We start from the raw sequence: 22,200 nt of genomic DNA, 5'->3' as shown, positions 1-22,200 counted from the left end.
CCAGATTATTACGAAATGCTAGCAGGTGGCTCGGTTTGTTTACGAGCTTGAAGACGGCTGTTAATCACCTCGATAACCGCTGGCAGGAGGGATATTAAGATAATGGCTACAATTACAAAGGAGAAATTATTCTGGACGAAAGGCAGCCCACCAAAGAAATACCCCCCAAGTAAGAACAGCGACACCCAGGCAACACCCCCGATAATGTTGTAGGAAATAAATTTGGGGTAGGTCATGGCGCCAACACCGGCTACAAAGGGGGCAAAGGTGCGGATGATGGGGATGAAACGGGCGATGATGATGGTCTTACCGCCATGTTTCTCATAGAAAGCATGTGTGCGGTCGAGATATTCCTTCTTTAAGAAACGGACACTCCCACTAAAAGCACGAGGGCCAATATAATGCCCGATCCAGTAGTTCACGGTATCGCCAAGAATGGCTGCTGCACACAGGACGATCCACAAGATCCAAAAGTTAAGATATCCCATACCGGCAAATGTACCCGCCGCGAAAATTAGCGAATCGCCAGGCAAGAATGGGGTGACTACGAAACCAGTCTCCATGAAGATCACGAAGAACAGGAGGGCATAGGTCCAGACACCATAGTTCTGGATGATTTGCCCGAGGTACTTATCAAGGTGCAGGATCAGGTCTATGATTTGCTTAATGATATTCATGGTTTAGTTTCCGATTTTTTTGGTGGAATTTCAGGCGAAGTCTGAAGAGGTAGCTCGTGTACAGTAGAGGAAGGCTTATCTACTGCTGCTTGAAGGGGTGGAGTGAGCGGACCGCCGGGTGTGGATGCAGGAAGTGAAGTCTCTGGTGATGGTAAGGCAGCTTCCGGATAAGCATTATTGACATTCTCTGCTGCAGGAAGCGGGGCGGTAGCCAGGTTTTGCCTGAGGGAGGCATTGAACAGGAAGAAACCAATTACCACAGCCAAACCCAGGACGAAAATGCCAGGAGTAGCGATGGTAGCCAGGGTTTGGAGCCAGGTGGGCAAGGAGATGGGTACCAACCCTTCCAGGGATGATGCGGTACTGAGGATTGCCATGCCATTCCATAAGCCGTGTATCAGGATGGCAATGCCAAAACAGACTGCCAGCCGGAGAAAACGCCTCTCACTCCAGGCGTACGCCAGAGCCCAGCCGACTAACCCAGCAGTAAAACTATGCAATAACAATGTGCTGATACGTGAACCTGCGAGCAAAGCCCAGCTTTCGCCTCCAGCACTGGTGTTTCCGAGGTTCTCAAAAAGGCCAAAACCGGCTCCACTCAATACACCGAAGCCAAAGCCTTGGGCGGGGGTGATTTTTCGACCTGCCATGAACCACACCCCGATCGGTTTGAAGGTCTCTTCCACGATTGGAACCAGCACAGCCACAAAGGCAAAGCCGATGAACAACACGCCCGGATTCAGCAGGAAAGTTGGCAGGTTATTCAAGATGGCTTGAGGATTAGTACCCATGGTCTGCAGCTGGTGTAAGAAGCCACTGAATTGAGGGGCAAGGGTGGGGTCCAGCATGATCCAAACGATTGCCAGGATACCCACACCGATGAGCATCGCCAGCTCGATGATCAGGATGATCAAGGGTCCCAGTACAAGGCCGCTAGCAAATACACCCCACTTATAGCGGGGAATATTTGGAAGCAAGCCACGGGTGCCAAAATATATCACCCATATTGCAGGCAGACCCGTGGCGATGATATTGAGTGGTGGTAGGATCAACCAGGCGATCTGGTCGTTTTGCGCGACCAGGTTGCCAATGATCAATGCCAAACCAGAACCGATCAAGGTGATTAAGGTCAGGATCAAACCAAACCTGCGTGGTTCAGGTTTCTCTGCTCGCTGAGCATGGGGATAAGCGATGTGCTTCCAGGCATACCAGGCGGATGGAATGACAAGTGCTCCAGCAAATGCCAGGCTACCTGCCAGCATAAATGACTGGGTGACATTCTGCCCGGCTGAACCCTGAGAATAGAATTGGTAAATGCCGGCGATTACGAAAACCCCGGCAGCAGCAATTAGGATAAATGAAAACAGCACACTCAGCACCAGCTGGATCAGCAAAGGCCGGTCTAATGGCGCCTTATTGGGCTTGTTAGAAATACCAGAAGCGATCATTCAGTATAAAAATCCCCCGCCGGCCGATTGATCAGCCAGCTCCAGGGTAATTAGATGTCATTTTTCCTCAATGGTTACACTGAGGATCTTATCCCCTGGGGGAAGCTCAGCACTCTGGGAAGGATCGCGCGGCGCAAGGTTTTTCACCACATCCATCCCCTGGAGGACATGACCAAAGATGGTGTATTTTCCATCCAGTGTGGGCTGCGCGCTGTAGGTGATAAAGAATTGGCTTCCATTCGAATCAGCACCTGCATTGGCCATACCGACCATCCCTGGAGCATCAAACTTGAGATCGTCGGAAATCTCATTCTCGAAGGCATAGCCCGGAGTTCCGTAACCGGTCCCGCTTGGGTCTCCAGCCTGGGCAACGAAATCGGGGATGACACGGTGAAAAGTGACTCCATCAAACCAACCGTTTTGAGCCAGAAAGATAAAGCTGTTGACAGCCAGGGGAGCCTTATCAGGATATAGCTCGATGACGATATCGCCCTTTTCAGTGTGCAAGGTAGCGAGATACTGCTTAGTGGTATTGATTTTCATGGGCGGGCATTGGGTGAACTGGCGATCTTCAATCAAGGTGAGCTTGATGACCGAGGACAGGTTGGACTCGCTCATGGGAACGTTACTTGGCCATGTCTCACCATTGAGAAAGAGGGACGGTGTACCGGATAATCGCATTTTCCCACCGTCGTCCCAGGCTTTTTGCGCCAGAGCGACCAGCTCAGGACTGTTGAGGTCAGCAGTGAATTGGTCCACATCCAGATCGATCTCACCAGCTTTCGCAATCAGCCACTGCTGGAAATCAGTCACACTAAGGGTAGACCATTCGGATTGATTATTAAACAGAACATCGTGCATTTCCCAGAACTTGCCCTGTTTACCGGCTGCTTCAGCAGCCTGGGTGGAAAGGGCGGCTTTATCATGGAAAGGTTGCTCAGGGGTACCGATGAGGGGATAATTGCGGTAGACAAAGCGGAAATCATCAGGAAATTGTTTGAGGAGTTGCTCCATCACGGGAGCAAGCTGAGCGCAATATGGTCACTGAAAATCAGAATACTCGACAATGGTTACCTTGGCATCTGCGGGTCCTTTCGTCCAATCTTGATCCGTGATGGGAGGGTAGCCAGGTTCCGCAGTTGGAGAGGTTGGATTTTTAGCAACTACGGTACAACCGGAGTCGGGAAAGAGAGCTGCCTGAGTTGGAAGAACCAATGCCTTGTTAGGAGCAGGTTTAACAGGTTCTGTCGGTGTTGCCGTGGGAAGTGCCGCCTGTGTTTGAGGCAGACAGCCAGCCAGGACAACCGCTCCTAGAAGCAGTAAAAAAAGGATGAACTTTCGCATGCACTTCTCCATAGATGAATATGTCGGCTAATTTTACCAGTGAAAGTACAGATTTTATCTGGCGGAGCTGGTTACTCACATGAGCTTAATGTGAAGCATATGAGGATTTCTTGTGGTAAACTCACGACGTGCCCAGGATTGCTGCGATCGCATTATTTTTTATTTTATTTCTCCAGGCCTGTCTACCGGTCGACTCAACTTCGCAGCCGGCCCATGCGATTGAATCTGAGATGCAGCTAGTAAAGGAGCAACCGGTCACTGAAACTGCCAAGCCGTCTCCAATTGCTACTCAGACAGCTACAGCCAGCCCTACTCAGGCAACCGTGACTCCCACAAGCACCCAAACAAGCGTGCCTCCCACTCCAACTGCCACGCCCAGGGCATGCACGGTTATGGGCGGGAGTGTTGACGTGCGGGAGATCTCCACGGTGATACTGCCTGCCCCGCTGGTATATCGAGTTTACCTGCCGCCTTGCTACGAAGAAGACACCGACCAAGCCTACCCTGTTCTGTACCTGATCCATGGACAGACGTATTCAGATACGCAGTGGGACCGCCTGGGCGTTCCAGAGATGGCGGACCGATTGATCAGGCTCGGCCAGGTGCCTCCGTTCATCGTGGTGATGCCCAGGGACAGGGTATGGCTTGAGCCAACGGAGGACAAATTTGGTCTGGCGGTTGAACAGACACTCATCCCCTGGATCGATACACAATACCGGACGATCCCTGATCGTGATCACCGGGCTATCGGTGGGTTGTCGCGGGGCGGTGCCTGGGCTGCCCACCTGGGGCTTTCACACTGGGAGTTATTTGGAGCAGTGGGGGTGCACAGCGGCTTTGCGTTTTATTCTGATGTACAACCCATTTACCAATGGCTGAATGCTATCCCTGAAGGGATGACCCCGCGGATCTATATGGACATCGGCAATTCTGATCGACCGGAGATCACCGAAGGTGCACGCTGGTTGGAGAATCTATTGACCCGTTTCAACATCCCGCACGAGTGGCACATGTTTGTGGGTGAGCACGAGGAAGAATACTGGCGGTTACATGTAGAGGATTACCTGCGCTGGTATACTAATGAATGGTAAAACTAGCTGCACAGGAAAAACATGGTTGCCGGGAAGGCAGAGATTTCATTTGATGACAAAGCGATGAAAGGCAGGAACATGTTCAAAACACTCCCCAAGGACCACAGGATATTCATGGAATGGAACTGGAAGAAGCTAGAGCCTTATGCAGATGACTTAAGCAAAAGGCAACTAACCCAGGCAAACGTTGATGAATGGGTAATGGATTGGTCGGATATAAACCGGGTGGTATCGGAGATATTCGCTCGCTTATGGGTAGCTACCACGCGTGATACCTCCAACCCTGAGTTTAAAATGCGTTTTAACACATTCCTGGATGAAACCCTGACACCCAGCCTGGTGGCCAACCAGGCTTATAAGGAAATGTTGTTGAAGAGTGGATTGAAACCCAAGGGATTTAAGATTCCGCTATTGAACATGCAGGTTGAAGCTGAGATCTACCGCGATGAAAATTTGCCGCTGCTTACAGAAGAAAAGAAGCTGGTAAATGAGTATGATGAGATTATCGGGGCACAGACCGTCGAGTGGGAAGGACAGGAGGTGACCACCACCCAATTGATGCCGGTCTACCTCAGCCCTGACAGATCCAGGCGCGAAAAAGCCTGGCGGTTGAGCATGGAACGCAGGCAAGCAGATCGCCAACGGCTGAATGACTTGTGGGTGACTATGCTAGACCTGCGGGGGAAGATCGCCCGCAATGCAGGGTTTGATGATTACCGTGCCTACCGGTGGAAAGACCTGCACCGGTTCGATTACACACCCGATGACTGCACCACATTCCATAACGCGATCGAGGCGGTAGCCGTGCCTGCTTCACAACGGATCTATGAAAAACGCCGAGGGAGGCTGGGACTCAGCTCGCTCAGACCCTGGGACCTGGACGTCGATCCATTTAACCGAGAGGCTTTGAAGCCGTACGAGACGATTGAAGAGCTGGTGGACAGGGTATCAGTGATTTTCCACCGGGTGGATGATGAGCTGGGCAAATATTTTGATATCATGCGGACGAATGAATTACTCGACCTGGAAAATCGAAAAGGGAAGGCGCCAGGGGCTTATTGCAGCGATTACGACATGGTCATGTTGCCGTTTATCTTTGAAAACGCAGTGGGGTTACATGGAGATGTGGCCACACTGATCCACGAAGGTGGGCACGCCTTCCACGTGTTCGAAGAAGCACACCTGCCATACTACCACCAGCTGTCTGTAGGCATGGAGTTTGCTGAGGTAGCTTCGACATCCATGGAATTGCTGGCATCGCCATACCTGCTGGCGAGCGAGGGTGGCTTTTACACCGAGAAGGATGCAGCACGGGCGCGAATTGAGCACCTTGAAGAAATGGTGACCTTTTTACCCTACATGGCAGTGGTGGATGCCTTCCAACACTGGGCATACACCCATGAGCAGGCGGCTGCTAACCCGGACAATTGTGACCAGGAATGGGCTCGCTTGTGGGGGCGGTTCATGATTGGGATCGACTGGCGCGGGCTGGATGAGATCATGGTTACCGGCTGGCTACGTAAACAGCATATTTTTGAGGTGCCATTTTATTATATTGAGTATGGTCTGGCATCGATGGGGGCATTACAGGTATGGCGTAATGCCCTGACTGACCAGAAACAGGCGGTGGCAGCCTACCGGCGGGCATTGAGATTGGGCGGGACGGTGCCAATCCCTGAGCTGTATTTGACGGCAGGTGCCCACTTCGCCTTCGATGCGGAAACACTGGGCGAGGTGATTGGCTTGGCTGAAGCAAAGATAGAAGAGTTTGAGCGGGTGTAGCGCTCCAGGCACTACTAGGACGAGCAAAAACTAATACTCGACAGAATTACTGGGCTTGCTCAGTTAGCGGCAAGAGTAATGGCAGTGGTGTAATAACTGTGCTACGCTGAATTTGCCACCTCGTCGGCGGAGAAAATCACGACTTCCTTGCCGGTGAGCTTCTCCTCGACCTTCTGAGCCACCAGGTCCAGGTGACCTGGATGGGCGACGTAATCCAGAGCATCCGCTGGGACAGTGAGGACCGGGCAGAGGCTGAAGTTGGCAATCCAGTTCTCATAAAGGCTGCTGAGCTGGCCAAGGTATTCATGGGTGATAGTACGCTCGTAATCGCGGCCACGGTGGGAGATGCGTTGCATGAGGGTGTCGACAGAGGCGCGCAGGTAAACCACCAGGTCGGGTGGAGGCAGGAACTCGCTCAGCACGCGGTATAACTCATTGTAGCTCAGGTAATCGCGTTCATCCATCAAGCCCTGGATGTATAAGTTCTGGGCAAAAACCTCTGCATCCTCATACACACAGCGATCCTGGATGGCTGAGGTGGGGTGATCGAGTAGCTGGCGGTGGGAGCGTAAACGCCGGGTGAGGAAGAAAATTTGTGAATGAAAGGACCACTGATGCATATCGTGGTAGAAATCCGCCAGGTAAGGATTCTCGCCCACAGGTTCAAAGAATGGCTGCCACCCCAGGCGATTGCACAACATGGTGACCAGGGTGGACTTGCCAACTCCGATGTTCCCTGCAACTGCCACGAATTTTTTCATTGCCATTTCTCCTCAAGCAAGTTTACAAAAAATTGATATTGAACAATGCTTCAAGTGCACAGCCTTACTGATTGGGCACCAAGTAAGCGACTGCCTGGCCTTTGTCGTCGTCCATAACCAGGTCCAGGTGGTTAGAGGAACGGAAGCTGGCCACTTCGATCAAGCGTAGAGTGTCACTGCACTCCTTGGCCTCAGGGAGGTACTTTTCCAGCCGGTTTGGGGTGTCATAAAAGAAAGCCCTGTTGAACTGGACATCGGCGTCATCCAGGTAGATCCCCAGCGGATATATATTGGCTTCCACCAGGTCTTGGAAGAAATGCGTGCCGAAGGACGGCTCAGGGGCTGCCCCAATCCCATTTCCTGAGATTTCGACGAGCGCGCGTGTATTGTAGATGTCTCCGTAGTTGATCGGCACACCCAGGTCGGGGTTGATGGTTCCCCAACGGCCGGGCCCGATGGCGATGAAGGTTACCCCGGCCAGGCGGGAGTTGAGCTTACTCACCAGATGGGCAATGTGTCTGCGTTCGGCCTGGGTGCCCAGGGAGAAATATCCTTCAGGGGTGACGTAGATAACGTGGGTGATGCCTGGCACATGACCATCTGGCACGAGGCGGGTGGTAGAGAAAACCACATCGGCAGGATTCAGGCTGGCAGGCAAGCGGACCTTGTTCTCTTTGAAATGTGATTGTGGTCGGCACTGAAGGACGCAGATATGCACCTCAGCCTGGGATGACTCGGGATTTATCATCTGCAGGGTGAACTCGGTGTCCACGGGAGAGCGATAATGTTGTTCAAGCAAGCTTAACATCTCGCGGAATCGCGCCGCTAAGGGTGTGCGTCGGAAGAGCTCATCAAAGGTGACCACCAGCTGGGATGGCTGACCGTCGAGCAGGTTACTGCGGATTGGAAGGATTGACTCTTCGCTGTATAGCTGGGCAATAAAGCGCAGACCTGGAAAATGAGAGTTCAACACTTCAACGACAGGCACTGATCTGAATTCGTTGGCTGCAAGGTCGATCAGGTCGATCTCATGCTGGGAGTACTGACTGACGAGACGGGGTGTGGCCTCGGGGTGCAACAGGGGATGGCTGAGGGCAACCAGACGTGGATAATCGTTGCCTAAACGGTCGACGGCACGCGTGCCTAAACCTACCACCATGCGGATGAAACCAGCTTCCCGACGAATTTGTGGGTTCCAGCGGAATTGGTTGCGGCTGAATGCCACACCAGCGCCGTGTGGCATGAAATATTTCCCCATCCGTTCACCCTGGACGAGCTGGATGAGGATCGCCATGCGCTCGTCGTAATCCTGCAGGCCCTTGCTGCGACGGTACAGCAGGGCATCTGGGTTAAGGATGCTGGCATAGATGCGCTGGATAGCCTGGGTGAATTGAAAAAGGTTCTGCTCCAGGTTGCCCTGATTGGGGCAGAACAGGCTTTCATACTTGCCAGCAAAGGAAGTGCCAAAGTTATCTTCTAAAAGACTGGAAGACCGAACAATCAGGGGTTGCTGGCCTATCTTTGCCAAGAGCTCGCGCAGCTCGCTCAGGATTTCAGGTGGGAACTTGCCGGCCAGGAAATCGCGGATGATCTGGGGATGTTCTGCCCGGATGGCTTCCTCTGGCTTGTATTTCTGGTCATTCCAATGCATCAGGTTATTGAGCGCCATAAACGCATAGGTGACGTCAGCGCCCAGGAAGTATGATTCAGGAATGCTCAGGTGTGCTTTCAGCTCATGGGAAGCGACATTCTCCAGGATGCGTCGGGCTAACAGCATCCCAGCAGACTTTCCGCCGATCTTGCCACTACCGATCTTATGCTGGTAGATCTCGCGCAAGTCGCGGATAGTTAACCAATCCTTGGCGATGTTTACATAAGCAAGCTGGTCGCTGATCAGGGTGCGGATGAGCACAACCTTAATCTCGCGCAGGTGAGGTTCTGCAGCCAGGCGCTCTTCAGGGGGTAGATTCTCGATAGTAGAAGCCTGCTCGAACAACATTGACTGAGGGGCAAGCTCAGGGTTGAAACTGACCATCAGGTCATTAACATGCATGCCACGCTCGGCCAGGATATCGCGCACGATCTGCTCAAACAGTTCATAGGGCAGATTATAGGCAAAATAAAAATCAGTCAGATGATCGCGGATGCGAGAGAGGCGTAGCTCCCAGACGTCAGCGGGCTCTTCGATGTAGGGATCGTGCACAGCTTCACGCGTTTGTGAGTGGATGGCCTGCCGGCGAACCTCTGTCTCGAAATCATGCTGAGAAATAACCCCATGCTCAAAGATGAGGCGGCGCATACGTGCCCGGATCTGGGTGGACAGGACGGGGTATTGCGCCAGTGCCAGGTAGATGCGCAAAGTCTTTTCGGTGCTGATGGATGGCAGGGTCATAATAACCAAAATGTTAGTTGTAATGGCGAAGACTTCGTTTCAACAAATAGTAAGGGCGAAGCATTCGATGTCGTTATAGGTAACCGCACCATTTCATCGAATGCTTCGCCCCTAGAGGCAGGTTTGGATTAGCCGCCCAGGTGCATGGGCATGATCACATGCAAGAAGTTATCCTCACCTCCCGGGCGAAACACGCCGGGAGTGGTTTCAATGTTTGTCTCGAGGATCACGTTGGGAGTCTTGATCACGTCCAGCACCTCACGCAGGAAGCGCACGTTGAAGGCAATCAGCAACGAATTGCCTTCAATGTTAGCATCGATGACGGTCTGGTTGAAGCCAGTTTCTTCCGATTGGCCGGATATTTCGACAGTGCCGGGCTGGTTATCGTCACCGGGGGTGATCTGGATGCGGGCGATGTGCGAACCTTCGCGAGCGAAGATCTCGGCTTGCTTGCAGGCCTTGAGGATGGCGGGGGTGTTGATGACAGTGCGGGTCTGGTGCGAGCGGGGGATTACCTGTTCCAGGTCGGGGTAGGAACCTTCGATGAGCTGGGATACCAGCTCGACGTCTTTCATATGGAAGATGACTTGCCCGCGGCCTTGGGGCAGCACCATGGTGACAGAGTTCTCGCCGTCAGAGGCGATGCGGGCTAATTCTGCCAGGGCGCGCGCCGGTATGATGGCTTTGACAGGGCGGGGCAACGAGGAGGAGATCTCAGCCTTGCGGATGGAGAGGCGGAATCCATCCGCGGCTTGCAGGGTGAGGAGGTTACCATTCACGGTCATCAAAACACCGGTAAGAACCGGTCGGGCTTCATCGGTTGAGGCGGCGAAAACGACCTGCTGGATCATCTCTTTCAGCTGGATGACATTGATCTCGATGCCATCAGCCAGCTCGGGCACCGGCATCGGAGGAAATTCCTGGGCGTCGATGCAATTAATATCCGTGTTGGATGAACCACAACGGACGTTCAGCTTCTGGTTGCGTACATTGAGCGACATCTCCACCTGTTCAGAGGGCAGAGTGCTCACCAGGTCGGTGAAGGTGCGCGCAGGGACGGTGGTGGAGCCTTCTTCGGTGATCTTGGCACCAATCCAGGCGGTGATGCCCAGCTCCAGGTTGGTGGCGGAAAGACGCAGACGACCTTCATCGGTGGCGACCAGGACGTTGGCCAGCACAGGCAAGGTGCTGCGGGGTGATACGGCGCGTGAAACAATGCTCAGCCCGTGCGCCAGGTTCTCTTGCAAGACGGTGACTCTCATGGGACTCTATCTCCTCGGTAGGGTACTTGGAGTATACAACGAGAGGGGGAAAATATCCAGTATTCAATTACCGGCGTACTTACTTCTGCTATAATGAATATGCTTAAATCTACTGTTTAGCTGTCATCAAATTCAACTTGCAGGTTTTAGGAGGGTACTAAAAACCCTGCTGTCAGGATGAAAGTGTAACCGGAGATTAGCGAATGAAAATAACACCCCCCTGGATATTTGTCTTCAATCAAAATCAGACGGCTTCTTTATGCTATTGGGTGGGTTGCCCTGGATCGAATGCTAATATTGATTTCCCTCACCGATTGAGTTGGGCTCATATTAATTCCGGCTATCAACAGAGATTAGTAATTCGTAGGAAGTATTTGGAAAATAAATGGCACTTGGATAAATTCATCACGGAGGGTTCATGACTCACCGGATATTTGTGTGTGCTGTGCTCGTGATCATCGTTCTGTCTGCTAATTCTCCCTCTGTCAATCCTTACCTGGCATCAGCCCAAAGTGTCGCCTATCAAGAGAATTTTGAGGATGGACAGGCGCAGGGTTGGGAACTTGAGTCGGGTTGGCAGGTGATTACTGATGATGCCAATTATGTATTGGCTGGGCAGGGGCATTTCTGGGCACGTTCCAACCAGCAATTTGATGATGATTACAGGCTGTCATTTCGGCTAAAGCTGATAAAGGGGACTGTGCATCTCGTATACCGGCTGAATACCGCCTGGCGATATTTCATTGGTTTTTCCCCTGATGGCGCCTATCTTAATAAACAACTTTGGCCTGAAGTATTTTATTCAGACCTGGATAAATATTCTGCAAACCATACTCCAAATCTGTGGCACCAGATAGAGGTTATTGGCCAGGGGAACACAGTATCATTTTATGTTGATGGTGCCGAGGAGATGAAATATAGCGACGCAGAACCGCTTTTGGGCGGCTCTTTTGCCTTTGAAACCCTGGATGATTCTGAAGTGTATGTCGACGATATCAATGTTACGTTGTTTTCAACACCAACCATAGTACCTTCACAGGCAACTGAGGAAATTCAATCCCCATCTTCGGAGCAGCTCACGTGGGTTTGGACGGGTGGACCTCTGGGTGGTTTAGGTTATGACATCCGTATGAGACCCGATGACCCTGACCATTTGTTTGTGACAGATGCCTGGGCAGGCGTGTTTGTTAGTACCGATGGTGGTTTGAGCTGGTTTCCGACCAACCAGGGCATAACCACCCGGACCGGTCCAACGGGAGATGCCATCCCAGTATTCTCACTGACGATTGACCCTATCAATCCTGACACCATGTGGGTGGGTACTCAGTTCCAACGCGGGATATTTAAATCTACGAATGGGGGTGAATCCTGGCAAAAGATGGACAACGGGGTGGTTGAAGATGAGGGGATAACTTTCCGAGGATTTAGCGTTGACCCGACAAACTCCGACATTGTCTATGCGGCGGCAGAGATCTCCTCTTGGGTATGGAGCAGTGACCGGAAACAACATATGGGTCGAGAATTCGATCTGACCGCAGGCGTGATTTATAAGACAATCAATGGAGGTCAAAGCTGGAAAGCAGTGTGGCGGGGGGATAATCTTGCCAGGTATATCTGGATCAACCCGCAGGATACCGATGTGTTGTATATCTCCACGGGTTTTTTTGACCGCGAAGCAGCTAATTCAGATCCAGATCAAGGTATACCAGGGGGCGAGGGCATCTTGAAATCCACCGATGGAGGACAGACCTGGTTTTCAGTGAATAGTGGATTGAGAAACCTATACATTACATCATTATTCATGCACCCAACAAACCCTGATATCTTACTCGCGGCCACGGGAAATAACCAATACCACACAGGAGGTGGAGTTTATCTGACCACTGACGGTGGTGAGACCTGGATAAATACAATGAACGTTAGCTACGATATTTTTGAAGCGGTCGAGTTTTCCACCTCTACTCCTTCCATCGCTTATGCTGGTAATCCTCGGGCCATATATCGTAGCAATAATACTGGACAGACCTGGCATCAGGTTTCGAGTGGACAAAACTGGGGACCACCGGGAGTGTGTGCTGGTTTCCCAATAGATTTCCAGGTTGATCCACAAGACCCTGACCGCTTATTTGCCAATGAGTATGGTGGGGGAAATTTCCTGTCATCGGATGGCGGAAAGACCTGGGTGGATATGAGCCGTGGATATACGGGTGCACAAGTTCGGGATGTTGCGATTTTACCTTCTTCATCCGCGGGTATACTCGCTGCGGCACGCAGTGGGATATTCATTAGCCATGATGCTGGATTCGAATGGCAGGGTCTGGGTTATGAACCAGTTGCCTCGATGGAGTGGAACGTCATCGCTGTGGATCCGAATGACAGACAGCACTTCTTGGGGGCGACAAATTGGAATGGCCTGGCTGAGAGCCATGATGGTGGGACTTCTTGGACCGTTACTGCACAAATTACGGAGGATCATCAAGGCTGGCGAGCGATTGCCTTTGTGCCATCTGATCAAAAATTAGTATACGCAGGGATGGGTGGTTTTTACTCAGCCGGTGTGTTCGAGTCATCCATGCCAGGAGCTGGCATATACCGTTCAGAGGATGGGGGAAGCTCTTGGCGGCCTGTAAATACGGCTCTTACTCAAGATGCGCATGTTACGATGATAGCAATTGATCCATCTATTAGTAGCCTCATATATGCTGCAACAACCAATCATGGTTTGGTAAAAAGCTCGAATGGTGGTAAAGATTGGGAACAATTGAGAGGCGGTTTACCTCAATCATCTCCGGTTTTATCGGTTGCAATTCAACCTAACCATATCAACGAGCTATTTGTGGGCTTAGAACGGGGTGGGATTTTTAAGAGTGAGGATGGCGGAGTTTCATGGCAAAAATCTGCAGCGGGTCTTAATCCTGAAGCCAGTGTCACCGATATCGTATTCGATCCGATTACTCCAACCACAATCTATCTTTCTGACCTGCTCAGCGGGATATATCGATCTCAAGATGGAGGCCAAACCTGGGAGGTAATCAATAATGGTTTGAATTCCCGGTCAGTCAACTCGCTGGCGATATCCATCGATGGTATGCACCTTTACGCTGCGGTGGAAGGAAATGGAGTTTATCGGATGGATCTAAATGGCCAACCACCCCAACCTGAGGTAAATAATCCTGCTCCATTACAAACAGAAGATATTTTCTTGACAACCTTAACACCCAGCCTCGAAACTATTCCTAGTGCTTCCCCTACTGATGTATACCAAATTATCCCGAACGATACACCAACCGTGACTACCCAAGCTAAACCTGGTATCTGTGGCTCTGCTATTGTCATCCCCATTGGACTTGGGTTGATGATCTGGCAGGCATCCAGGAAAAGAGAATGACGATGAAGGGATTCTTGAGGCTCGTCGCTGTAATCTTATTGGTACTGCTATCAGGTTGCACAAGTAAACTGACACCTGTAAACACCTTTACATTGTCTACCACCAACACATCGAATACACCTGGATTGTCGAGTCTGGGTAACCATGGAACTATCTCTGGTACGGTAGTGGATTCCCTTGGCGCACCCCTATCACAAGCGACGGAAAGGATCCAGGCGACCACCAACCAAACGCTTACAGCAGACGATGGAAGTTTTATCCTTTCTGGTCTTGAAGACGGGGTTGCGATAACCGTGAGTGCATGGAAGGAAGGGTATTACTGCGCCAAGTATGAAAGTGCCAAGCCACCTGTGGTAGGTATAATACTTAAGATGCGTCAGGTGCAGACTACAGATAACGCTAATTATGAGTGGATCGCGCCGATCGGAGACGGTTCATGCTACAGTTGCAAGCCGGGGGTCACTCAAGTATGGCTGGACAATGATGCACATGGAAAATCGGCTACAAACATCCGTTTCCTGAGCATGTATAACGGGACGGACGTGAATGGTAACCAAAGCCCACTGACGCAGTATGGTAATAGTCCTGATTATGGAGCAGTTCCACTCCTCCCAGATCTGTCTCAACCATATTATGGGCCAGGATATAAGCTTAATTTCCCTAATACTGCAGGAAATTGTGCTGCGTGCCACCTCCCGGGTGCAGCGATTGATGCTCCATATGATACAGATCCGAACACGGCTGAAGGTGTAGACACCTTTGGGATCCATTGTGACTATTGCCATAAGGTTGCGGATGTGAAATTGGACCCTGCAACAAACTTGCCATTTCCGAATATGCCTGGTGTCCTCTCGCAGATCATCCTGCGTCCGTTTTCAGAAGACAAAGACCGCTACCAGATTTTCTTTGGCTCTTTTGATGATGATAATGTACCCATGGAGGATACTTATCTCCCTTTGATCAAAGAAAGTTCATGGTGTGCTCCATGCCACTATGGTGTATTCTGGAACACGGTAATTTACAACTCTTATGGAGAATGGCTTGAAAGCCCATACAGCGATCCAGTATCTGGTAAGACATGTCAACAATGTCATATGGCTACGCCTACACTTTTAAACGGCGAGACGATAACCAATGTAGCTCCGGGTAAAGGAGGTGTAGAACGTGATCCGAAAACCATCCCCGCCCACACTTTCCAAGGTGCATCCAATCTGGAGCTGCTTCAAAACGCTGTGGAAATGGATGTTACTACATCACGATCCAGTAATCGGATTACCGTCACCGTAACGCTTGTCAATGACAAGACAGGCCACGATGTTCCCACTGATTCGCCCTTGCGCCAGATGATCTTATTGGTGCGGGTGGATGATACGAACGGTAATCCACTTGACCAGGTGGAAGGATTTAGAATTCCAATATCTGGGGGGGTTGGAGAGCCTGTTGAAGGTTACTACTCTGGCTGGCCTGGAAAAATATTCTCAAAGGTGCTATCAGAGATCTGGACTGAGATTACCCCCACTGGTGCATACTGGAATCCCGTGCGTGTCATTAGCGATAACCGCCTTAAGGCCTTGGAAAGCGACACAAGTACGTACCTATTTAAGTCACCACAGGATGGGAACTTGTCGGTGAATGTGAAACTGCTATACCGGCGTGCATTCATAGAATTAATGGATCAAAAAGGATGGAAGGTTCCCGACATTGTGATGGAAGAAAAGCAGATCGACATTCATTGACAACCTGTTATTTTTGCAGCTATCTTTATGATGGTATGGATGAGTATAATCGACCTTAATGGGCAAATGATTGGTAATGTGAACTGAATACTGATTCAACAATGGAAGCACTCAATTATTGCCTTCCGAAGGGCGTATGATTAAAGATGTAGGGGCAGGTCATGAACCTGCCCCTACAAGCTTTTCAGAACATTATTTACGCAATTTAGATCCAGCCACGCAGTTCCATGGCTTTGACCACACGGGCGATGGCGACCATATAGGCAGCATCGCGCATGTAGACTTTTTCCTTCTCCGACATCTCGAGCACGGAGTGGAAGGCCTGGGTCATCTTGGTGTCGAGCTTCTCGAGCACCTCTTCCTTGGTCCAGTAGAAGTTCATGTCGTTCTGGACGCCCTCGAAGTAGGAGCACGTGACGCCGCCGGCATTGCACAGGAAGTCGGGGATGTCGAAGATGTTATTCGCCTTGATGACCTCATCAGCTTCGGGGGTGGTGGGGCCGTTGGCGCCTTCAGCGATGATGCGAACGCGTGAGCTGATCTTCTTGATCGTCTCACCGGTCACCTGTCCTTCAATGGCAGCCGGGATGAGCACGTCAGCTTCCTTGGTGATCCAATCGTCACCGTCATCGAGCAGATACCCCGCAGCGCGGGCCTTCGCCTTATCGATGGTGCCGTACTGGTCGGTGATTGACTGCAGGAACCTGGGATCGACGCCGTTGGGATGACTGAAGGTGTAGGAGCACTTGTCATTGCGATCCCAGCAGGAGACGCAGGCCACCTTACCGCCCAGGAATTCAATAAAGCCGATGGCAGCATATTGAGAGACATTGCCGAAGCCTTGAATGGCTGCGACTGCTTTGGTGGGATCAATCTTGAGGTGCTTCATGGCCTCGCGCACGGTGTAGATAACACCGAAGCCAGTAGCTTCGGTGCGGCCTAAAGAGCCACCGCCACCAAGTGGCTTGCCAGTGATCACACCAGGAGTAAATTGACCAACCAGCTTGGAGTATTCGTCCATCATCCAGCCCATCATCTGGGGCGTAGTGCCTACATCGGGTGCAGGCACATCCTGGCGGGGGCCGATATTACGCCACATCTGGTCAACCCAGCCGCGGCACAGTTTTTCCTTCTCGTAGACGGATAAGGTAGCCGGATCAACCGGCACGCCACCCTTACCGCCACCAAGAGGGATATCGGCCACGGAGCACTTCCAGGTCATCCACATGGCCAAGGCACGCACGGTGTCGAGGGTTTCGGCGGGGTGGAAGCGAATGCCGCCCTTGTTGGGACCGCGCACATCATTGTGCTGGACACGATAGCCGGTGAAGAGGCGTAATGACCCGTCATCCATGTGCACGGGGATGGTGAACTTGAACTCGCGGGCAGGCCAGCGAAGGACTTCAGCCACCTGCGGGTCAAGGTTGAGCTGCTTGGCGACGCCATCGAACTGGCGCTGTGCCATTTGAAATGCATTAATTTGTTCGGTCATAATCTACTCCTGTTGGTATTTTTGTTAAGTTGCTTCAGGCGCTCAGGATGAGGCCTGTAAATTTACTGTGTCGATGGGTAGAAACCTTGACTGCAGGCGATTACCCCTCCTTATGAATTGTTTGGCCATTGGCGTGTGCTTTAAGCGTAACCAATGTCTGATAACCCGTCAAGTGACGAATGCCACAGCTTTAGTGTGCCGGATGGTGATGTTAATTGTGCTATTGTGCCAAAATATCTTACCCATGGCGCTGCACGAAGTTCTGCATACGACGCAGAGCTTCCTCGATTTTCTCGTAGGAGGTGGCGTAAGAACAACGCACGAAACCCTCCCCACCCGCCCCGAAGGACCTGCCGGGGACGACAGCAACTCGCTCCTCTTCCAACAGCTTCTGGGCAAATATCTCGTCATCCATGCCACTGACTGCCACGTTGGGAAAGGCATAAAAGGCGCCATGTGGCTCAAAGGTTGGCAAGCCGAGCTTGTTCAGACCGCCCACGATCAACTTGCGGCGCCGGTCGTACTCCTCGCGCATCTCAACCACAAACTTATGCCCGTGCAGGATAGCTTCAAGAGCAGCCATCTGTGACATCGTGGGGGCAGACATGATCGTATACTGGTGGATGCGTACCAGACCTTTGATGATATCGGCTGGGCCACAGGCAAAACCTGCCCGCCAGCCTGTCATGGCATAGTTCTTGGAAAAACCGCCCAAAAGGACGGTGCGGGGCTGCATGCCGGGCAAGGATGGAAAGCACACATGCTGGACACCATATACCAACTGGTCGTAGAGCTCGTCGGAAATCACGATCAGGTCGTGTTTTTCAGCGATGCGGGCGATCTCCAACAAGACTTCTCGAGAGTAGACCGCACCGGTGGGATTATTCGGGTAGCCGAGCAGGATCGCCTTGGTGTGGGGGGTGATGGCAGCCTCCAGGCGCTCGGGTTTGACCTGGAAGCCATCTTCAACGAAGGTGGGTACTTCTACAGGAACCCCTCCAGCCAGAATGACCTCGGCCTGGTAGGAGACGAAGCACGGGGTGGGGATGATGACTTCCTCACCGTGGTTGAGCAAGGCCGTCATGGTCAGGTAGAGGGCCTCGGAGACGCCAACAGTGATGATCGCCTCGCTCTGGGGGTCATAGCTGACGTCGTAGGTCTTTTGGATGTGGCTCGTGATGGCCTGGCGTAAGGCGAGCAAACCAGCGTTGGAAGTGTAATGAGTTTCCCCAGCACGCAGGGCTTTGATACCAGCTTCGATGATCGGCTCAGGAGTGACGAAATCCGGTTCGCCGATGCCCAGGGATATGACGTCCTTCATGGTGGCGACGATATCGAAGAATTTCCGAATGCCGGATGGCTTCAACCCAACCACATGGCTGGCTAAGTACCTGTCATTCATGTGCGCTCCTTAGATTATTTTTGGTGAACAGACCATTGGTCTTTATCGATATCATAGTCAAGCTCAAAGCGGTCACCTTTTTCCGTCAGCACCAGAAATGAGTAACCCGTGGGTATGCGCTTATCAAGTAAAACCGCCTCAACTACTACCCTTTGATCCTGCCAGTAGAATGCCAGCGGCCGACCGATATAATCGTGGTCGGAACGGCATTCCACCTGCGCCTCAGCCATCAGAGATTCAACTCGGTCTGATCGCCGATGTTTAGCGGGCTAGTCTTGTGGTAAACGCGAGACTTCTGCCCGATAAGCGAGTGTTCTAATATCACGTTCGAAATCTCTGAGCTGTCTTCGATAATGCTATCGCGGATGATGCAGCCCTCAATCTTACAATTGGCCCCGATTACTGCATGAGGACCAATGATGCTACTTTGCACGGATGCAGTAGGATGGATGAAGACTGGAGGAATAATTAGGCAATTATGGCCAAGATTCGCATCGGACAGGCTGATGTGACCGTGATCGAGTAAAAAGCGGCTGGTGCTCAAGACATCGTCGGGCGTACCGGCATCCAACCAGACATCTACGGAATGGGTACGCATTTTCAGACCGTGCTCAAGCATAATATTGACCGCATCTGCTAGGAAGAACTCACCCTTGAGTGTGATGTTACGTTCGATTTGCTCATCAATCGCCAATAATAAGTCAGCGGAGCTTTTGAAATAGTACCCTCCCACCAAGACAAGGTTGTTCGACAAATCCTTGGGCTTTTCGATGAGGTGGGTGACCCAGCCATCTGCCCCAACTTCCGCTACACCAAAGCGGCGCGGATCTGGCACAGCTTTCACCCAGGTTATGCCACCGGCAGTCTCGCTAGAAAGGAAGGAGTAATCGGTTTCAATCAGCGTATCTGGAAAGACCATCAGCATGGGACCACCCAGGAACTGCTTCGCCAGTGAGATGGCATGCGACTGACCGAGCATCACAGGTTGATAGACAAAAGTAATCTTTAGGCCCGGATAGGCCTGGTGGATGTAATTTTCGATCTTTTCACCCAGGTAACCAATGATAAAAATGAATTCAGCATCTGGCAGGTCGGGGATCGTGGCGAAGGAATCCATAAGATGGTCGATCACAAGCTTGTCGGCCATGCGAATGAGTTGCTTGGGACGGCTCCAAGTAATCGGCCGCAGGCGCGCACCATAGCCTGCCATGGGGATAACGATTTTCAAGCTCGAATTACCCAAGGAATCCCTCCATTTGCGATGGTTGTGACAAACTCTGCGAACGCTGTTATTATACCTTAGCTATCTTTGATACACCTGACGGTGAAAACCTCTGCGAATGCTCCGATGACCGCCTGGATGACCTGCTGCATGGGGGGAGGCTCTGGCAGAAGCCGGGAAAGGCTGGTGACAGGGTGGCCTTCCAGCCCACAACCGATAATGCCATCCCAATAAGACATATCAGGAGCAACATTCAGTGCAAAACCGTGGCGGGTGATGCCCCTGGCATCCACCTTGACGCCGATAGCCGCGATCTTGGCGCCAGCCACCCACACTCCGGTGAGATTATGTAAACGACCTGCCTGAACGCCGAGCTGTTTGAGGGCCAGGATGATAACCTGTTCCAAACTGCGCAGGTAACCGAGATAATCGGCCTGGGGCAGGGGTGTAGAACTATCCATCCCAGGGCTGACCAAGCCATCTATACGGAGTGGAATGAGAGGGTACCCAACCAGCTGCCCCGGACCATGGTAGGTGACGTCGCCACCGCGGTCCACCCATAAGACCTGCACTCCGCGCCGCTCTAACTCAGCTTTATTCCAGCGTAAGTTGGAGGCATGACCACTCCGCCCGAAAGTGTAAGTGTGCGGGTGTTCGAGCAAGAGCAGAGTTGGTGGCTGCTCACCAGTGGCGATCTGGCGGGCGAGGTCTGCCTGTAAATCCCATGCCTGCTGGTAGGGAACCAGGCCCAGCCAACGCACATGACATTCCTGCATTGTTCTAGTATAACATTGGGGAGCTTTACCTTAAAAGGTAAGCAAGTCTATTGAAGAGCGTCGAACTGTGATATAGCTAGTGATTGAAACAACGCAGAATATTTGCTTATATAATTAACTCCTGGCAAGGCATAATCAAGGGATAGCAGTCAGAAATGAAACACACTGATCGGACCATGATATTTCGTAACCAGGTAGAATGGCGCTCATGGCTGGAAACGCATCACGCCACTGATAAGGAAGCCTGGCTGCTCATCAGCAGAAAAGGGGCTTCACATCAATATCTGAGTCTCGAAGAAGCTAACGAGGAAGCGCTATGCTACGGCTGGATTGATGGGGCCCTTGAGCCGATCAATCAAGAAACTTATGCATTGAGGTTTTCACCCCGCAAACCCAACAGTATCTGGTCGGTGAACAACCAGCAGCGAGTGGAGAAATTGATCAAAGAAGGTCGGATGACGTCAGCAGGGATGGAGAAGATCCTGGAAGCAAAGGAATCTGGTGAATGGGAAGCCGCTATGGAACGAGAAGACGTTAGCTCGGTGCCAGATGACCTTGTGCAAGCACTGGAAGAGAATGATGCCTGGTTGGATTTTGAAAATTGGCCGCCATCACTGAAGAAACAATACCTGTATTGGATGGAAAGCGCAAAAAAACCTGAAACGCGAGAGAAACGCATCAAAGCTATCGTGGAAAAAGCAAAACGGGGGTACTTACGAAGATAGCTGGGGTAACTGCTTTTTTTCAGATTGCATTATCGAGATGCACATCCGCATTGATGCTTTTTGTGAAGTGAAGAAGATAAAAGAACGGGTGCCTGGCACCCGTTCTAAATATTATCGGTTACTTATTGCGTGATTTACCTTCGATCACCTTCTGATCGGAGTGATTGCCAACCTTGATCGCAATGCGTTTCGGCTTGACTTCCTCCACCTTGGGCAAGCGAAGGGTGAGCACACCATTCTGATAGGATGCTTCAATGGCATCACCCTTGATCTTGGTGGGCAGGCTGATGCTGCGGACGAACGAGCCGTAACGGCGCTCACGCAGGTGGTACTGATTTTCCTTCACCTCATGATCATCCTTGACCTCGCCCTTAATCGTCAGGGTGTCATCTGCATATGAGACATCCAGGTCATCAGGATTGATGCCGGGGACGGATGCTTTCACCACGAAATCGTCCTTGTTTTCAACCACATCCACAGCCAGGCCCCACTGCATCGGCTGCCACTCATGGTCGGTGGACGCATTATCGAAAAGGCGATCGACGGTGCGGCGAAGATTTAACATTTCCTGGAAAGGATCCCAACGAGTTAACATAGTATTTACCTCCGTTTGTTTCTCGAAGTATTTATATTTTCTATTCAATGCACACTATAGAGTAAAATTGTTAATATTTAATACACAAAAAATATGAGATTTGTAAG

General features: G+C 51.4%; 18 protein-coding genes. 5 read left to right on the top strand and 13 right to left on the bottom strand.

Going from position 1 to position 22,200, the window contains the following annotated elements:
* Positions 1-8 precede the first annotated feature (8 nt).
* From C3F13_03140 to C3F13_03125, 4 genes are read right to left on the bottom strand one after another with little or no spacing between them, the layout of a single operon-like run.
* Positions 9-677 (bottom strand): DedA family protein, encoded by a 669-nt coding sequence (locus C3F13_03140; protein ID PWB55685.1) that lies wholly within the window; start codon positions 675-677, stop codon positions 9-11.
* Positions 674-2,125, bottom strand: a complete 1,452-nt coding sequence (locus tag C3F13_03135) for a hypothetical protein (GenBank protein ID PWB55684.1) — start codon at positions 2,123-2,125, stop codon at positions 674-676. The genes C3F13_03140 and C3F13_03135 overlap by 4 nt, the downstream gene beginning before the upstream one ends.
* Positions 2,126-2,182: 57 nt before the next feature.
* Positions 2,183-3,139, bottom strand: coding sequence for a hypothetical protein (locus C3F13_03130; protein PWB55683.1), 957 nt, complete (start codon positions 3,137-3,139; stop codon positions 2,183-2,185).
* Between the two features lie 27 nt (positions 3,140-3,166).
* On the bottom strand, positions 3,167-3,469 hold the full coding sequence (locus tag C3F13_03125; protein ID PWB55682.1) for a hypothetical protein: 303 nt from the start codon (positions 3,467-3,469) through the stop codon (positions 3,167-3,169).
* A 128-nt stretch (positions 3,470-3,597) separates the two neighbouring features.
* On the opposite strand from C3F13_03125, the gene C3F13_03120 reads away from it, so the two are divergent.
* Together C3F13_03120 and C3F13_03115 are read left to right on the top strand one after the other, a co-directional pair.
* The gene (locus tag C3F13_03120; protein ID PWB55681.1) at positions 3,598-4,560 is read left to right on the top strand and encodes a hypothetical protein; all 963 of its coding nucleotides are present in this window, start codon (positions 3,598-3,600) and stop codon (positions 4,558-4,560) included.
* A 78-nt stretch (positions 4,561-4,638) separates the two neighbouring features.
* A complete protein-coding gene (locus C3F13_03115; GenBank protein ID PWB55851.1) occupies positions 4,639-6,342 on the top strand; it encodes a M3 family oligoendopeptidase in 1,704 nt (567 codons plus the stop codon).
* 101 nt (positions 6,343-6,443) lie between these two features.
* Here the strand turns inward: C3F13_03115 and C3F13_03110 are convergent, their stop codons facing one another.
* From C3F13_03110 to dnaN, 3 genes are all read right to left on the bottom strand, one after another.
* A complete protein-coding gene (locus C3F13_03110; protein PWB55680.1) occupies positions 6,444-7,103 on the bottom strand; it encodes a deoxynucleoside kinase in 660 nt (219 codons plus the stop codon).
* Positions 7,104-7,167: 64 nt separating this feature from the next.
* Positions 7,168-9,495: a hypothetical protein gene (locus C3F13_03105; protein ID PWB55679.1), complete on the bottom strand. Its 2,328-nt coding sequence runs from the start codon at positions 9,493-9,495 to the stop codon at positions 7,168-7,170.
* 128 nt (positions 9,496-9,623) lie between these two features.
* Positions 9,624-10,757 carry a DNA polymerase III subunit beta gene (gene dnaN / locus C3F13_03100; protein PWB55678.1) on the bottom strand — a complete coding sequence of 378 codons (1,134 nt, stop codon included), beginning with the start codon at positions 10,755-10,757 and terminating at the stop codon, positions 9,624-9,626.
* A gap of 418 nt (positions 10,758-11,175) precedes the next feature.
* On the opposite strand from dnaN, the gene C3F13_03095 reads away from it, so the two are divergent.
* On the top strand, positions 11,176-14,145 hold the full coding sequence (locus C3F13_03095) for a hypothetical protein (protein ID PWB55677.1): 2,970 nt from the start codon (positions 11,176-11,178) through the stop codon (positions 14,143-14,145).
* Positions 14,142-15,881: a hypothetical protein gene (locus C3F13_03090; protein PWB55676.1), complete on the top strand. Its 1,740-nt coding sequence runs from the start codon at positions 14,142-14,144 to the stop codon at positions 15,879-15,881. Before C3F13_03095 ends, C3F13_03090 begins: the two co-directional genes overlap by 4 nt.
* Positions 15,882-16,086: 205 nt before the next feature.
* Here C3F13_03090 and C3F13_03085 read toward each other — a convergent pair whose 3' ends face one another.
* The 5 genes from C3F13_03085 to C3F13_03065 form a co-directional block, all read right to left on the bottom strand.
* Positions 16,087-17,373 carry a glutamate dehydrogenase gene (locus tag C3F13_03085; protein PWB55675.1) on the bottom strand — a complete coding sequence of 429 codons (1,287 nt, stop codon included), beginning with the start codon at positions 17,371-17,373 and terminating at the stop codon, positions 16,087-16,089.
* A 238-nt stretch (positions 17,374-17,611) separates the two neighbouring features.
* Positions 17,612-18,775 carry an aromatic amino acid aminotransferase gene (locus tag C3F13_03080; protein PWB55674.1) on the bottom strand — a complete coding sequence of 388 codons (1,164 nt, stop codon included), beginning with the start codon at positions 18,773-18,775 and terminating at the stop codon, positions 17,612-17,614.
* A 14-nt stretch (positions 18,776-18,789) separates the two neighbouring features.
* Entirely contained in the window at positions 18,790-19,005 is a 216-nt protein-coding gene (locus C3F13_03075; GenBank protein PWB55673.1) for a hypothetical protein, read from the bottom strand.
* Positions 19,005-20,018 (bottom strand): nucleotidyltransferase, encoded by a 1,014-nt coding sequence (locus tag C3F13_03070; GenBank protein PWB55672.1) that lies wholly within the window; start codon positions 20,016-20,018, stop codon positions 19,005-19,007. Before C3F13_03070 ends, C3F13_03075 begins: the two co-directional genes overlap by 1 nt.
* Before the next feature lie 56 nt (positions 20,019-20,074).
* The gene (locus C3F13_03065; protein PWB55671.1) at positions 20,075-20,773 is read right to left on the bottom strand and encodes a lipoyl(octanoyl) transferase; all 699 of its coding nucleotides are present in this window, start codon (positions 20,771-20,773) and stop codon (positions 20,075-20,077) included.
* 155 nt (positions 20,774-20,928) lie between these two features.
* On the opposite strand from C3F13_03065, the gene C3F13_03060 reads away from it, so the two are divergent.
* Positions 20,929-21,498: a hypothetical protein gene (locus tag C3F13_03060; GenBank protein PWB55670.1), complete on the top strand. Its 570-nt coding sequence runs from the start codon at positions 20,929-20,931 to the stop codon at positions 21,496-21,498.
* A gap of 118 nt (positions 21,499-21,616) precedes the next feature.
* On the opposite strand, the gene C3F13_03055 is transcribed toward C3F13_03060, so the two are convergent.
* On the bottom strand, positions 21,617-22,093 hold the full coding sequence (locus tag C3F13_03055; protein PWB55669.1) for a heat-shock protein Hsp20: 477 nt from the start codon (positions 22,091-22,093) through the stop codon (positions 21,617-21,619).
* Positions 22,094-22,200: the final 107 nt, after the last annotated feature.

It is taken from the genome of Anaerolineales bacterium, assembly GCA_003105035.1.
In the GTDB taxonomy this organism is placed as follows: domain Bacteria; phylum Chloroflexota; class Anaerolineae; order Anaerolineales; family UBA4823; genus FEB-25.
Note: the sequence above shows the minus strand (reverse complement) of the source record. Positions and strands in the feature narration are given on the sequence as shown.

Coding starts and splice junctions, on each gene's coding strand:
- C3F13_03135 (PWB55684.1), bottom strand. CDS start 2,125: ATGATCGCTTCTGGTATTTCTAACAAGCCCAATAAGGCGCCATTAGAC.
- C3F13_03090 (PWB55676.1), top strand. CDS start 14,142: ATGACGATGAAGGGATTCTTGAGGCTCGTCGCTGTAATCTTATTGGTA.
- C3F13_03055 (PWB55669.1), bottom strand. CDS start 22,093: ATGTTAACTCGTTGGGATCCTTTCCAGGAAATGTTAAATCTTCGCCGC.
- C3F13_03095 (PWB55677.1), top strand. CDS start 11,176: ATGACTCACCGGATATTTGTGTGTGCTGTGCTCGTGATCATCGTTCTG.
- C3F13_03110 (PWB55680.1), bottom strand. CDS start 7,103: ATGAAAAAATTCGTGGCAGTTGCAGGGAACATCGGAGTTGGCAAGTCC.
- C3F13_03080 (PWB55674.1), bottom strand. CDS start 18,775: ATGAATGACAGGTACTTAGCCAGCCATGTGGTTGGGTTGAAGCCATCC.
- C3F13_03060 (PWB55670.1), top strand. CDS start 20,929: ATGAAACACACTGATCGGACCATGATATTTCGTAACCAGGTAGAATGG.
- C3F13_03140 (PWB55685.1), bottom strand. CDS start 677: ATGAATATCATTAAGCAAATCATAGACCTGATCCTGCACCTTGATAAG.
- C3F13_03085 (PWB55675.1), bottom strand. CDS start 17,373: ATGACCGAACAAATTAATGCATTTCAAATGGCACAGCGCCAGTTCGAT.
- C3F13_03105 (PWB55679.1), bottom strand. CDS start 9,495: ATGACCCTGCCATCCATCAGCACCGAAAAGACTTTGCGCATCTACCTG.
- C3F13_03130 (PWB55683.1), bottom strand. CDS start 3,139: ATGGAGCAACTCCTCAAACAATTTCCTGATGATTTCCGCTTTGTCTAC.
- C3F13_03125 (PWB55682.1), bottom strand. CDS start 3,469: ATGCGAAAGTTCATCCTTTTTTTACTGCTTCTAGGAGCGGTTGTCCTG.
- C3F13_03075 (PWB55673.1), bottom strand. CDS start 19,005: ATGGCTGAGGCGCAGGTGGAATGCCGTTCCGACCACGATTATATCGGT.
- dnaN (PWB55678.1), bottom strand. CDS start 10,757: ATGAGAGTCACCGTCTTGCAAGAGAACCTGGCGCACGGGCTGAGCATT.
- C3F13_03065 (PWB55671.1), bottom strand. CDS start 20,773: ATGCAGGAATGTCATGTGCGTTGGCTGGGCCTGGTTCCCTACCAGCAG.
- C3F13_03115 (PWB55851.1), top strand. CDS start 4,639: ATGTTCAAAACACTCCCCAAGGACCACAGGATATTCATGGAATGGAAC.